Raw genomic sequence first — 12,667 nt, forward strand, 5'->3', positions numbered from 1 at the left:
GATGAGGGATGGGGGAGCAGAGGTGACTTTCCCCCTCTCTTCCGGGCCGTCCCACCTCCATGTCCGATCGCACCGCTGCCCGCGCGGGCCGGGCTCAGAGCCTGGGGCGTATTCCGGGTCGGGTCGCGTCGGGCCAGCTCGTGTCGCATCGGCTTGGGTCGGGTCGGGTCGGGCCGCGTCAGTGCGCGGTGTCCGGTGCGTGCGAGCGACGGCAAGGCGGTGGAAGGTCCTCGCAGCGGGGCAGCCAGGGCGCTTCGGCGACGCCGTGAGCGTGTGTGCCGGGCGTCGCGCGCGCGGCCGGGGAGATGCCGCAGGCTCTCAGAGGGCGCCCATGGCCTTCCGTACGACGTCGCGGGTGCGGTCGACGACACCGGCCATCGGGCCCGCCATGAGGTTCCTCAGCGCCCTGTCCATACCCGGATGCGGCCGGGGCGGGGCGAGGGCCTCGGCCGCCTGCACGGCGGAGGCCAGGCGCTCCAGCCGGCCCCGGTCGGCGACCGCCCGCAGAAGCGCGAACTCGTGGCGCTCCTCGGCCTCGGCGTGCGCCCGTACGTCCCGGCGCAGCGCCGTGAACAGGCTCAGGAACTCCCGGGAGTCGGGGTCCATGTCCTCCAGCCGGACGAGGGCCCGCTTGGTGCCCTCCTCCTCCTCGATCAGGTACTTGACGACCTCTACCCCGCCGTCGACGTGCGTGCTCACGAACGGATGGACGACCTCCTCCTCCGCGGTCTCGTGCACCGCGAGCAGGTGCGTCAACTTGCGGAAGTAGCGGGTCCGTTCGTCCCCCTTGACACCGGCAGCCTTCTCGAAGAGGTCGCGGATCCTGGTGTGCTGCCGCTCCAGCATCTCGACGACATCCTGCTGTTCGGGCATGTGCGGTTGCCTCCTTGGGGGGGATCCGGCTCGACAATCCGCCGGGCCGTCCGAGTACCCGTGCGCCGGAACGGGAACCTCCGGGAGCACCCCGGACCATCGGGTACAGGCGGCCGGGGAAAGCGCGTACGGCATACGGGCGGGGCGCGGGTGAGTGGACCGCGGGCAGCGGCTCGTCGGGCTCGGCCGGCTCACGGAGACGCGTACGACGGGTGGGCGGGACTGCGGGCAGAGCGACGGGCAGCGGGCAGCCGTGCGGACCCGGGCCGGCGACGGATGGCGTCGGCGACAAGCGCCTCAAGCGATGCGGTACGGCTCCATGTCCTCGCGCCGCAGTGTCAGCCCGTGGCCCGGCGCCTGGCCCGGGGTCAGTTCGCCGCCCGAGGGGTCGAGGGCGCCGTCGAAGAGCGTCGACTCGATGCGTACGTGGTCGTGGAACCACTCGATGTGCCGCAGGTTGGGCACGGCCGCCGCCGCGTGGACGTGCGCGTGCGGCGCGCAGTGCGCCGAGATCTCCAGGCCGTGCGCCTGCGCCAGCGCCGCCGCGCGGAGGAATTCCGTGATCCCGCCGCACCGGGTGGCGTCCGCCTGGAGGCAGTCGACCGCGCCCGCGCCCACCATCCGCGCGAAGTACGGCAGGTCGTAGCCGAACTTGCCGGCCGCGACGTCGCAGACCAGGGTGTCGCGGATGAGCCGCAGGCCGTTCAGGTCGTCGGCGGAGACCGGCTCCTCCAGCCATCCGACGCCGTATTCGGCGAGCGCCCCGCCGACGCGTACGGCCTGCTTGCGGTTGTAGCCGCCGGCCGCGTCCACGTACAGCTCGGCCTTGTCGCCGATGATGTGGCGGGCCTGCCGGACCCGGGCCAGGTCGCGGACGACGGCGCGGCCCCGGCACTCGCCGATCTTGATCTTCACCCGGGGAATGCCCTGGCCGTGCACCCAGCCGCTGAGCTGGGAGGCGAGATGCGTGTCGTGGTACGTGGTGAAGCCGCCGCTGCCGTACACGGGCACCGTGTCGCGGGCCGCGCCGAGCAGCCCCACCAACGGGACCTCGAACTGCCGGGCCTTGAGGTCCCACAGGGCGAGGTCCACGGCCGAGATCGCGCAGGAGGCGATGCCGGGGCGGCCGGAGTCGCGCACCGCCCTGCACATCTCGTCGTGCAGCCGGGGCACGTCCAGGGCCGAGCGGCCCAGGGTCGCGGGCGCCAGCTGCTCGTCGACGAGCAGCCCGGCCGCGGCCGGGGCGTACGTCCAGCCCGTTCCGTACACCGTCCCGGCGCGGGCCTCCACGACCACCACGGTCGTCCTGTCCCAGTCGAGGGTGGCGTCGGCCTCGGGGGCGTCGGTGGGGACGGAGTACGCGGATACCGCCAGTTGTTCCAGGAGAAGTTGGGGTTTCACGAGCCTTTGGTTCCTCCCCGCAGGCGCTCGCTGACCTCTCCACACCCGCGATCGGCCGTTGCGCACCCGCGATCGGCGGGCCGGCGGCGGGCCGGGCCCCCGCCTGCCGGGATGCACCCGTACCCGGTCGTAGCGTCCGGGTATCCCACGCACCGGACGGAAAACCCGCGACCAGTCCCTGCTTTGAGGGCGGCTTGAAGGCGACTTGAGGACGACTCGGGGGGGGGCAGCGCTAGGGCGGTCCGGAGGGGCCGTGCGAGGGCGGTTCGGAGGGGCAGTGCGAGGGCCGTTCGGAGGCACTGCGAGGGCGGTTCACGGGGCCGTTCGCGGGGCGGTTCGCGGGGCGGTTCGCGGGGCGGTTCGGCGGCGTAATCAGGGCGACTTGAAGGCGTCTTCACGTCGCCTCGGAGGCGGGCCGGAGGTGATTCGGGAGGCGATTCGGGAGGCCCCCTGGGAGCGGCACGCACGGCGCGGCGGTGTTTGGGCCCGCCCTTGAGGGCTACTCCGAAGCGGAGAGCGGCCCGGCGGCACGGCCCGTATCCCCCGGCCCGCACCGCACCGCGGCCCCATCCATCCGGTCACCTCAACATCGATCCACATCGATCCACCCCAAGGCTCAACCCACCCCCATACCCGACCCATCACCCCACGAGAGGAAGGCAGCACGCGATGACTGTTGTACCGGCACAACAAGGCGGGGGCTCGGGCGGCACCAGTGGCCTGTACGACGTCCTGGAACTCGTTCTCGACCGGGGGCTCGTGATCGACGCGTTCGTCCGTGTCTCGCTCGTAGGCATCGAGATCCTGAAGATCGACGTACGGGTCGTCGTCGCGAGCGTCGACACCTATCTGCGGTTCGCCGAGGCGTGCAACCGGCTCGACCTGGAGTCCGGGCCGCGCAAGGACCCCGGCCTGCCGGACCTGGTCGGTGAGATGACCGAGTCCGGCGCCCGCGGCAAGTCCAAGGGCGCCCTGTCCGGCGCGGCCGAGACCGTGTCGAACGCGTTCAGCCAGGCCCGCGAGGAGAGCCAGGGCGGCCAGGGCGAGTCCAGGCCGCGGGCAAAGCGCACCGCTTCGAGGAGCCGGAAGGAGGAGCAGGAGTGAGCACGTACGTCTACGGCATCACTCGCAGCTCGCATCCACCCCTCCCCGAGGAGCTCGGCGGCGTCGGCGACCCGCCGCAGCCCGTGCGCCTCGTCGCGGCGGGACGGCTGGCGGCCCTGGTGAGCGACGCCCCGGCGGACCTCAGGCCCAAGCGGCGCGAACTGCTCGCACACCAGAACGTGCTCGCCGAGGCGAGCAGCGCCGGGCCCGTGCTGCCGATGCGGTTCGGCGGCGTCTCGCCCGACGACGACGCGGTCACGACCGCGCTCACCGAACACGAGGAGCACTACCTCGAACGGCTCAAAACCCTGGACGGCAAGGCCGAGTACAACGTGAAGGCCACCCACGACGAGGACGCCGTGCTCCACCGGGTGCTCGCCGACGCCCCCGAGCTGCGGGAGCTGCGGGAGGCCAACAAGGCGGCGGGCGGCGGGAGCCAGGAGGAGCGGCTGCGCCTCGGCGAGCTGGTCGCGACGGCGGTGCAGAAGCGGGAGCCGCAGGACGCGGCGCTGCTGCGAGACGCCCTCGAAGGGGCCGCGGAGGACACCTGCCCCGGGCCGCCGAGCGGGGGCTGGCTGGCGAACATCTCGTTCCTCGTGGACCGGGAGCAGGGCGAGGAGTTCGTCGCCGCCGTGGCGGCGCTGCGGCGGAAGAACCCGCACCTCGTGCTGCGGGTGAACGGCCCCCTGCCGCCGTACAGCTTCGTGGAGTGACGCCATGGGCCTCCTGGGAGAGCTGCTGCTCCTGCCCGTCGCCCCGCTGCGCGGCACCGGTTGGGTGCTGCGGCAGGTGCTGACCGAGGCCGAGCGGCAGTACTACGACCCGTCGGTCGTCCAGCGCGAACTTGCTGAGCTCTCGCGGCAGTTGGAGGAGGGCGAGATCGGCGAGGACGAATTCGACCGGCGCGAGGACGAACTCCTCGACCGGTTGCAGAAGCTACAGAGCAGAACGGGAGAGATATGAACAACCGGCTGGCAGTAGGGCTCGCCGTGGGCGCGGGATATGTGCTCGGGCGGACGAAGAAGGCGAAGTTCGCCTTCGGCATCGGGACGCTGGTGATGGGCAAACGCCTCCAGCTGAACCCGAAGTCGATCGCGGAGTTCGCCGCCGCGCAACTGGCGGACAACCCCCAGTTCAAGGAGATCGGCGACCAGCTGCGGGACGACCTGCGCGGGGTCGGCAAGGCCGCGACCGGCGCACTCGTCAACCGGCAGCTGGAGGGTCTGGCGGACCGGCTGCACGACCGTACGTCCGGGGTGCAGGACCGGTTGTCGGGCGTGGTGCCGGGGGTGTCCGGCGACGACGGCGACGAGGAGACGGAGTCGGGCTCGGGCCCGAAGTCGGCCTCCAAGTCGGGATCGGGATCGGGGTCGGGATCGAATCCGGCCTCGGGCGCGGGATCGGCGCGGTCCAAGCGGGCGAAGCGCGGGACGACGGGCGACGGGTCGGCGGAGGGCGACGCGAACGGCGACGCGGAGGAATCCGCCACCGCGAGCGGCGAACCCCGCAGGAAGCCCGCCGCGCGCAGGTCCGGCCCGGCCGGAAAGGCCACCGGCGCCGCCAAGTCCGCGCAGCGTACGGCGAAGAGGGCGCCCGCCAAGAAGACGGCCGGCAACGCGATCGGCAAGGCTTCCGGCACGCGGACGACGAAGGCGGGTGGCGACCGTGGCTGAGCCCCTGACCGCCAACCCGGCGGTGGACCGCCTCAAGACGGAGCTCCAGCACTACGCACTCGCCCAGGCCGAACGCCTCCTCACCGGCGCGGGCCGCAAGCTCGGCGAGAGCACCGTGAAGCTGACCGACATCGCCGAGGGCCGCAGCCCCGGCTTCGCGAAGCTGGCGCTCGACAGCGGCCGGAAGATCACCGAGGGCAAGGGCCCGGTGCGCAGCGCCCTGGAGGCCGGCGCGTCCCACCTCAAGGACAACGTGGTGGAGACGGCCAAGGGGCTGGGCGGCGGCAAGCGCAAGAAGGGCGGCGGCGGCCGGAAGCCGACCGTCATCGTGGAGTCCGTGGACGTCGGGGTCCCGGTGCGCGAGGCGTACGACCAGTGGACCCAGTACCAGGAGTTCGCCACCTTCGCCAAGGGCGTCAGGAACGCGGACGCCGCGGACGACACGACCTCGAACTGGAAGCTCAAGATCTTCTGGTCGAGCCGCAGCTGGCAGGCCCGCACCACCGAGCAGGTGCCCGACGCCCGGATCGTATGGACGTCGGAAGGCGCCAAGGGCACCACCAAGGGCGTCGTCACCTTCCACGCGCTGGGCGAGAGCCTCACCCGGGTGCTGCTGATCATCGAGTACTACCCGAAGGGCCTCTTCGAGCGGACCGGCAACATCTGGCGCGCCCAGGGCCGCCGCGCCCGGCTGGATCTCAAGAACTTCGCGCGGCACATCTCGCTGCGCGGTGAGGCCCAGGACGGCTGGCGGGGCGAGATCCGGGACGGCGAGGTGGTGGTCAGCCACGAGGACGCGGTCGCGGAGGAAGAGGAGCGCGAGGAGGGCCGCGAGGAGGGCCGCGAGGAAGACCGTTCGGAAGAGGACGAGGCCGAGGAGGAGCAGTACGGGCCCGCGGACGAGGCCGAGGAGGAAGCCGAGGACGACGGCGAAGCCGCGTACGAAGACGAGGCCGAGGACGACGCCGAGGACTCCGAAGTGGAAGCGGAAGCTGAAGCGGACGAAGACGCGGAGTACGAAGACGAGCCGGTCGACGAGGACGACGAGGATGACGAGAGTACGGACGCGCGCAAGCAGCGGGAGTACGCGCACGCCGGGAACCGTGGCCGCCGATGACGACCGCGAGCCGCCTCCCCGGTACGTACGGCTCCGAAGGCGGCGCGAACCTCGCCGACATCCTGGAGCGCGTACTCGACAAGGGCATCGTCATCGCGGGCGACATCCGGATCAACCTGCTCGACATCGAGCTGCTGACCATCAAGCTCCGGCTGATCGTCGCCTCCGTCGACAAGGCGAAGGAGATGGGCATCGACTGGTGGGAGGACGATCCGTCGCTGTCCTCCGGCGCCCATCACCGCGAACTCGCCGCGGAGAACGAACGGTTGCAGCATCGGCTGGCGGAGCTGGAACGCCGTGACACGGCCTGATCGGCCCATGCGGTGACCGCGGACCCCACGGACCGGGCCGGCCTGGAGGGCGGGCCCGGCCGGGAGGGTCCGGCCGGTCGTACCGGCCAGGCGGATCAGGCCCGTACGGATCAAATCCGTCCGGATGATCAGGTCCGTACCGACCAGGACCCTGCGGACCAGAACCCTGCGGACCACGCCCGTACGGATGATCAGGACCGTACGGACCGGAAAACCCGAGTGACGGTCCTGGTGGCGCTGGCCGCCAATCTGCTCATCGCCGCGGCGAAGGCGGTCGGCGGCCTGGCCACCGGGTCTCCCGCGCTGCTCTCCGAAGCCGCGCACTCCGTCGCCGACAGCCTGAACGAGGTCTTCCTGCTGGCCGCCCTGCGCCGCAGCCGCCGCCCGGCCGACGCCCGGCACCCCTTCGGCTACGGCAAGGAACGGTACTTCTGGTCGCTGCTCGCCGCCGTCGGCATCTTCGTGATGGGCGGCTGCTTCTCCTTCTTCCAGGGCGTCGAGGCGCTGCGGTCGCACGAGCAGGAGACCACCGGCGGCTACGTGACCGGCCTCGCGGTCCTCGGCGTGGCCCTGGCCGCCGAGGGCGGATCGCTGCTGCGCGCGCTGCACCAGGTGCGCAAGCAGCCCGGTACGGGCCTGGGCGACGACCCCGCGCTGCGTACCGTCGTCGCCGAGGACGGCACCGCCGTGCTCGGCGTTCTGCTCGCCATCGGCGGGATGGCCCTGCACATGGCCACGGGCAAGGTGCTCTGGGAGGCCGCCGCCTCGCTCTCCATCGGGGTGCTGCTCGTGTACGTGGCCTACCGCCTCGGCAAGGACGCCAGGGAGCAGCTCATCGGCGAGGCCGTCGACCCGGAGCTGCGGGGCCGGATACGGGCCCTGCTGGACGCCCAGCCCGAGATCGACAACGTGGCCACGCTGCTCACCATGCGGCTCGGCCTCGATTCGACGCTCGTGGCGGCCCGTATCGACCTGGTGCCCGGCCTCGACAGCGAGGAGGTCGAGACGGTCTCGGAACGCGTCAAACGCTCCGTGGCACAGACCTGGCCCCAGGCCGACCAGGTGTTCCTCGACGTGACGGAGGCGCCCCCGAAGAGGCCGTGACAGCGCCGGCGCAGCGGGGTTTGCGCGGGCGCGCGCGGGTGACCCGGATGCTGTTCTCACGGAAGGACAGGGTCATGGCAGCGCTCGCCGTCGTACTCATCGCCTTACTGATACCGCCCGCGGCACTCGGCATGATGCTGGCGCTCGGCCGGTACGAGGAAGTGATGCTGCCACCGGCGGAACCAGGGCCCTTCGAGTTGACCGCGGTACGGGCCGCCGCGAACGACGACGCCCGGGGTTGAGCACGGCTCCCATACGGGCCCGCGCCTTTCTGCACCCGCCATTACCCGCTAGTACCCGCTATCCGGTGGGCCCATCGCCGCCGGGCGGGACTTCGGCTGCCGTACGGGCGGTGACCAGGCCCGTTTCGTAGGCCGCGATGACCGCCTGGGCGCGGTCGCGGACGGCGAGCTTGTCGAAGATGCTGGTGATGTAGTTCTTGACCGTGGAAAGGCTGATGCCCAGGGTGCGGGAGATCCCCGTGTTGTCGAGGCCGGTGGCCATCAGGCGCCACACCTCGACTTCGCGGGCGGTGAGTTCGCCCCGGGCGGTGGCGCCGTCCCGGGTGGCGGGGACCGGTCGCGCCCCGCCGGGGGCCCGTACGTAGGTGGAGATCAGCCGGGTGAGCAGGCGCGGCGCGACGACGGCCTCGCCGGCGTGGACGGTGCGGATCGCCGCGCTCAGGTCCTCCGGGGAACTGTCCTTGGGCAGGAAACCGTAGGCTCCGGCGCGCAGGGCCCCCACGACGTACTCGTCGAGGTCGAAGGTGCTGAGGGCCAGGACCCGGCAGCCGGGCAGGGTGGCGGCGAGCTCCTCGGTCGCGCCGACCCCGTCGAGTACGGGCATCCGGACGTCCATCACCACGACGTCGGGGAGCAGTCGGTGGGCGAGGGTGACGGCCTGCGCGCCGTTCTCGGCCTCCCCCACCACCTCGAAGTCCGGCTCGGGGGAGAGGATCAGCGACAGGCCCCGCCTTACCAGCGGCTGATCGTCCACGATCAGCACCCTGATCCTCGGCGGGGTCGACGTCTGCGTGGGCGTGGGCGTGGGCGTGGGCGTCGGCGTGGCCCCGGTCCCGGTCATCGGTGCGCTCCCTCGTGCTGGACGGCCGCGTCCGCATCATCCGACTCGACCGACTCGATCATCTCGCCCGACTCATCCGCCTCGTCCGCCTCGTCAGCGGTCAGCGGCAGGTCGGCCACCACGGCGAACCCCCCGTCGGGCCGCGGGCCGGCGGTGAGGGTGCCGCCGTGCAGGGCGACGCGCTCGCGCATGCCGATCAGTCCGTAACCGCCCGAGCCCGCCGCCGCCCCTTCCTGCGGCGGAGCGCCACCGCCGTCGTCCTGTACCTCGACGGTGACCTCGCCCTGACGGTACGTCAGATGTACGGACGCGCGGGCGGTCCCCGCGTACTTGCGGGCGTTGGTGAGCGCCTCCTGGGCGATCCTGAACACCGTGAGGCCGACGGTCGGCGGCAGCGGACGCGGCGGCCCGTGGACGCCGAACTCGGTCGGCAGCCCGGCGAGGCGGGACTCCGCCACCAGGCGGTCGAGGTCGTCGGCGCCGGGCTGGGGCAGCGACGGCGCGGTCTCGGGTTCGTCGCCGGCCCGCAGTACGTCGAGGAGCTGGCGCATCTCGCGCAGCGCGAGCCGTCCGGAGGACTCCAGGGTGACCAGCGCGTCGCGGACGACCTCCGGCTCGGCGAGGTTGGCGCGGGCGCCACCGGCCATCAGCTGCATGGTGGTGATGTGGTGGGCCACGATGTCGTGCAACTCCCTTGCGATGCGGCGGCGTTCGTCGGCCACCGCGCGGTCGGCGAGGAGCCTGCGGTTGGCCGCCACCTCGCGCTGCCAGCGGTTCACCGCCAGCGCGGTGCCGACGACGATCAGGGTGGAGAGGGGCGGGGTGATCACTTCCTGCCAGGGCGGAACTCGGCCGCCGCTCTGGCTCAGCAGCGTCACCGCCACCGTCGCGACGGCCGCGACCGCCGTCACCCGGCCGGTGCAGGCTCTGGCGACCTGGTACACGGCGACCACCAGGACGGCGCCGAAGTGGCTGGGCAGCGGCACGGTCAGGGCCGCCGTCGCGTCGAGCGCCAGGACGGCGGCGAGCGTCGCGACCGGGTGGCGGCGCCGGGCGAGCAGCGGCATGGCCGCCAGCGCCACGAGGAGGAACCCGGCCACGCTCACCTCGTTCCGGCCGCCGGGTGCGTCGAAGAACACGTAACTGAGCAGGTTCATCGCGCAGGCCCCGGCGGTCACGAGCGCGTCGTTGCGCGACCACGGCGGCTCGGCGCTGTCGAGGTGCGGCGGCTCCTGGGCGTCGCCGGGACCGGTGTGTCGGCTCCTGGGCATGTCTGTTCCTCTGTGTCCGGCCTCCCGGCCCCCTGAACAGGGTTGCACAGAGGTCGCGGCGGGAGCGGCGGGAGCGGTTGGCGGCCCCCGGCCCCCTGGCCCCCGGCCCCTCGCCCCCCTGACCAGGGCCGGTCCCGGACCGGGACCAGGGTCCTGGTCACGCGCCGGGGAAGGCCCCAGGTCCCCCGGCCTGGATCATCCGCTGCCACGACGCTCGGCGGCCCCTCGGAGTGATGGTCTGGAGACCCGGCCGGGAGCCCCCGGCCCACGCCCGTATCCATGCCTGTCCGCCCCGGCGGACGCCCCCCCGCTCAGCCCCCTCGCAGCCCGTCGTCCCCTCAGCCCATCCCCCGCGCAAGCCCGTAAGCCGCCCGGCAGACGCCGCCCCACCTCAAGCCCGTACGCCCTCAAGCCCGTACGCCCTCAGGCCCGTAAGCCCGTACGCCCGTAAGCCCTCAAGCCCGTCCGTCGGAGGACAACGTGATCCGCGCCCTGACCCGGTACTCCACCACGCACCCATGGAAGGTCATCGTCATCTGGGTGGTGCTGGGTGTCGCACTGAGCGCCCTCACCCCGACGCTGATCTCCCGCGTCACCCAGCCCCAGACCGGGGACTTCCTGCCCCGCTCCTACGACTCGGCCGCCGCGCAGCAGATCGCCCAGGAGCGGTTCGGGGTGGACCCCGACGCCACCACGGTGACGGTGCTGGTCGCACGTTCCGACGGCAAGGCTCTCGGCGCCGCCGACCGTGAGCGGATCGCGGCCGAGGCGGCGAAGCTGTCGCACCGCCGGGTGACCATGCCCAGGGAGGACGACGGCCCGCAGTTCCTGATCCCGGACCGCTCCCAGACGCCCCGGGTCGCCCCGGCGATGACGGCGCCCGACCGGAGTTTCGAACTGCTCGGCGTCCAGTTGCTCGGGAACCCCACGGACAAGGGGGTGCAGGGCGTCTACCGGGCCTTCCGGGACGCGGCCAAGACGCAGTTCTCCGAGGCCGGGATGCGCACCGGGTTCACCGGGGGCCTCGCCGAGACCGTCGACACCACCGATGCCCACGAGATCGCCGCGAAGGTCGGCAGCGCCCTCGTCATGGGGCTCATCATCCTGCTCAACGTGCTGGTGTTCCGCAGTGCGCTGGCGTCCCTGCTGCCGCTGCTCGCAGTCGCCGTCATCGGTTTCGTGGCGGCGGGGGCCGTCTCGGGGGCCGCGCTGCTCACCGGGCGCAAGCTCGACGCGAGCACCCCGGCGCTGCTCAACGTGGTCCTGCTCGGCATCGGCATCGACTACCTGCTGTTCCTGCTGTTCCGCTTCCGCGAGCACCTGCGCACCCGGCCCGAGCAGCCCGCCCGCGAGGCGGCGGAACAGGTCTCCGCCCGGGTGGGCACCGCGATCACCTCGGCGGCGCTGACCATCGTGGCCGCGTTCGCGACGCTGGGCCTGGCGACGTTCGGGCAGTTCCGCTCGCTGGGCCCCGCGATAGCCGTCGCCGTCCTGGTGATGCTGCTCGGCAGCCTCACCCTGATGCCGGCGCTGCTCGCGGCCGCCGGGCGCAAGATGTTCTGGCCCGGCCGGACCCTGCGCCAGGAGCCGCGCGACGGCCGCGCCGCCCGCTTCGGAGCGCTGATCACGCGGCGTCCGCTGATGATGCTGCTGGCCTCCGTCGCCCTCCTCGCCGCACTGGCCGCCGGGCTGACCGGCATCCGCATGGACTACGGCCGGGGCGACTCCGGCGAGCGGACGCCCGCCGCGACCACCGCGGCCGAGATCTCCCGCGCGCTGCCGGCCGGGGTGTCGGACCCGACGAGCGTCTACGTCACCGCCGACCACGGCGGCCCCCTCACCACCGGCGCGCTCGACGGCCTCTCCCGCTCACTCGCCGAGGTCGAGGGCGTGGGCCAGGTCGCACCGACCGTCCTGAACAAGGACCACCACGCCGCCCGGATCGACCTCTACCCGACCGCCGACGCGCAGACCCAGCGCGCCCGCGACCTGGTCTCCGGGCCGATCCGGACCGCGGTCGCCCGGCACACGCCCGCCGGGCTGACGGCCCACGTGGGCGGGACGGCGGCGATCTTCGCCGACGTCGCGACCGCCGTCGACCACGACCTGAAGATCGTGTTCCCGGTCGCGGCGGCGCTGATCGCGCTCATCCTCCTGCTGCTCCTGCGCAGCCTCCTCGCGCCGATCGTCCTGATGCTCTCCGTCGGGCTCGGCTTCGCCGCCACCCTCGGCGCCGCCGCCCTGCTGTTCCAGCACGCGCTCGGCAAACCGGGCGTCAACTTCTCCCTCCCCCTGGTGCTGTTCCTGTTCGTCGTGGCACTGGGCACCGACTACAACATCCTGATCTCCGACCGGATCCGCGAGGAGATGCGCCAGCCGGGCCCGGCCCGCGCCGCCGTGGGCCGCGCGGTACGGCAGACGACACCGACCATCGCACTGGCCGGAGTGGTGCTGGCCGGCTCCTTCGCCACGCTCGCCACGACCCCGGGAAGCGAACAGGTCGCCTTCGCGATGGCGCTCGGCATCATGCTCTCCGCGCTCGTCCTCTCTCTGGTGCTGGTCCCGGCCCTCGCCGCCCTCCTGGGCCGGGCCATCTGGTGGCCGGTCCGCCCACGGCCCGCCGCGGGCGACGGGGGCCCGCAGCACCAGCACCGTACGACCGAGCGCGCCGCCCGGGAGCCCGAACAGGTCCGGACGTACTGAGGCTTCCTCGCCGGGCGATCGACACTC

Annotated in this window: 13 protein-coding genes; 9 read left to right on the forward strand and 4 right to left on the reverse strand. The window is 72.7% G+C overall.

What is annotated here, in order from left to right; genetic code table 11:
• Positions 1–318: 318 nt before the first annotated feature.
• Positions 319–873 carry a hemerythrin domain-containing protein gene (locus AC07AB_RS30475; RefSeq protein ID WP_478573505.1) on the reverse strand — a complete coding sequence of 185 codons (555 nt, stop codon included), beginning with the start codon at positions 871–873 and terminating at the stop codon, positions 319–321.
• Between the two features lie 297 nt (positions 874–1,170).
• Entirely contained in the window at positions 1,171–2,274 is a 1,104-nt protein-coding gene (locus AC07AB_RS30480) for an enolase C-terminal domain-like protein (protein ID WP_478573507.1), read from the reverse strand.
• Positions 2,275–2,943: 669 nt separating this feature from the next.
• Here AC07AB_RS30480 and AC07AB_RS30485 point away from each other — a divergent pair.
• The 8 genes from AC07AB_RS30485 (at position 2,944) to AC07AB_RS30520 (ending at position 7,825) form a co-directional block, all read left to right on the forward strand.
• Positions 2,944–3,378, forward strand: coding sequence for a gas vesicle structural protein GvpA (locus AC07AB_RS30485; RefSeq protein ID WP_478573510.1), 435 nt, complete (start codon positions 2,944–2,946; stop codon positions 3,376–3,378).
• Positions 3,375–4,091 carry a GvpL/GvpF family gas vesicle protein gene (locus AC07AB_RS30490; protein ID WP_478573512.1) on the forward strand — a complete coding sequence of 239 codons (717 nt, stop codon included), beginning with the start codon at positions 3,375–3,377 and terminating at the stop codon, positions 4,089–4,091. Before AC07AB_RS30485 ends, AC07AB_RS30490 begins: the two co-directional genes overlap by 4 nt.
• A gap of 4 nt (positions 4,092–4,095) precedes the next feature.
• Entirely contained in the window at positions 4,096–4,341 is a 246-nt protein-coding gene (locus AC07AB_RS30495) for a gas vesicle protein GvpG (protein ID WP_478573515.1), read from the forward strand.
• Positions 4,338–5,051, forward strand: a complete 714-nt coding sequence (locus AC07AB_RS30500; protein WP_478573518.1) for a DNA primase — start codon at positions 4,338–4,340, stop codon at positions 5,049–5,051. The genes AC07AB_RS30495 and AC07AB_RS30500 overlap by 4 nt, the downstream gene beginning before the upstream one ends.
• Positions 5,044–6,168 carry an SRPBCC family protein gene (locus tag AC07AB_RS30505; protein WP_478573521.1) on the forward strand — a complete coding sequence of 375 codons (1,125 nt, stop codon included), beginning with the start codon at positions 5,044–5,046 and terminating at the stop codon, positions 6,166–6,168. Before AC07AB_RS30500 ends, AC07AB_RS30505 begins: the two co-directional genes overlap by 8 nt.
• Positions 6,165–6,479: a gas vesicle protein gene (locus AC07AB_RS30510; RefSeq protein WP_478573523.1), complete on the forward strand. Its 315-nt coding sequence runs from the start codon at positions 6,165–6,167 to the stop codon at positions 6,477–6,479. The genes AC07AB_RS30505 and AC07AB_RS30510 overlap by 4 nt, the downstream gene beginning before the upstream one ends.
• A 12-nt stretch (positions 6,480–6,491) precedes the next feature.
• Positions 6,492–7,583, forward strand: coding sequence for a cation diffusion facilitator family transporter (locus AC07AB_RS30515; protein WP_478573525.1), 1,092 nt, complete (start codon positions 6,492–6,494; stop codon positions 7,581–7,583).
• A 74-nt stretch (positions 7,584–7,657) separates the two neighbouring features.
• Positions 7,658–7,825, forward strand: coding sequence for a hypothetical protein (locus tag AC07AB_RS30520; protein ID WP_478573527.1), 168 nt, complete (start codon positions 7,658–7,660; stop codon positions 7,823–7,825).
• Positions 7,826–7,883: 58 nt separating this feature from the next.
• On the opposite strand, the gene AC07AB_RS30525 is transcribed toward AC07AB_RS30520, so the two are convergent.
• Together AC07AB_RS30525 and AC07AB_RS30530 are read right to left on the reverse strand one after the other, a co-directional pair.
• On the reverse strand, positions 7,884–8,666 hold the full coding sequence (locus AC07AB_RS30525; RefSeq protein ID WP_478573530.1) for a response regulator: 783 nt from the start codon (positions 8,664–8,666) through the stop codon (positions 7,884–7,886).
• Positions 8,663–9,937, reverse strand: a complete 1,275-nt coding sequence (locus AC07AB_RS30530) for a sensor histidine kinase (RefSeq protein ID WP_478573532.1) — start codon at positions 9,935–9,937, stop codon at positions 8,663–8,665. The genes AC07AB_RS30525 and AC07AB_RS30530 overlap by 4 nt, the downstream gene beginning before the upstream one ends.
• Before the next feature lie 480 nt (positions 9,938–10,417).
• Here AC07AB_RS30530 and AC07AB_RS30535 point away from each other — a divergent pair, with 480 nt between their 5' ends.
• Complete coding sequence (locus AC07AB_RS30535) at positions 10,418–12,640, forward strand: MMPL family transporter (protein ID WP_478573535.1); 2,223 nt, start codon at positions 10,418–10,420, stop codon at positions 12,638–12,640.
• Positions 12,641–12,667: the final 27 nt, after the last annotated feature.

The sequence above is a fragment of the Streptomyces sp. NPDC044033 genome (genome assembly GCF_056434425.1).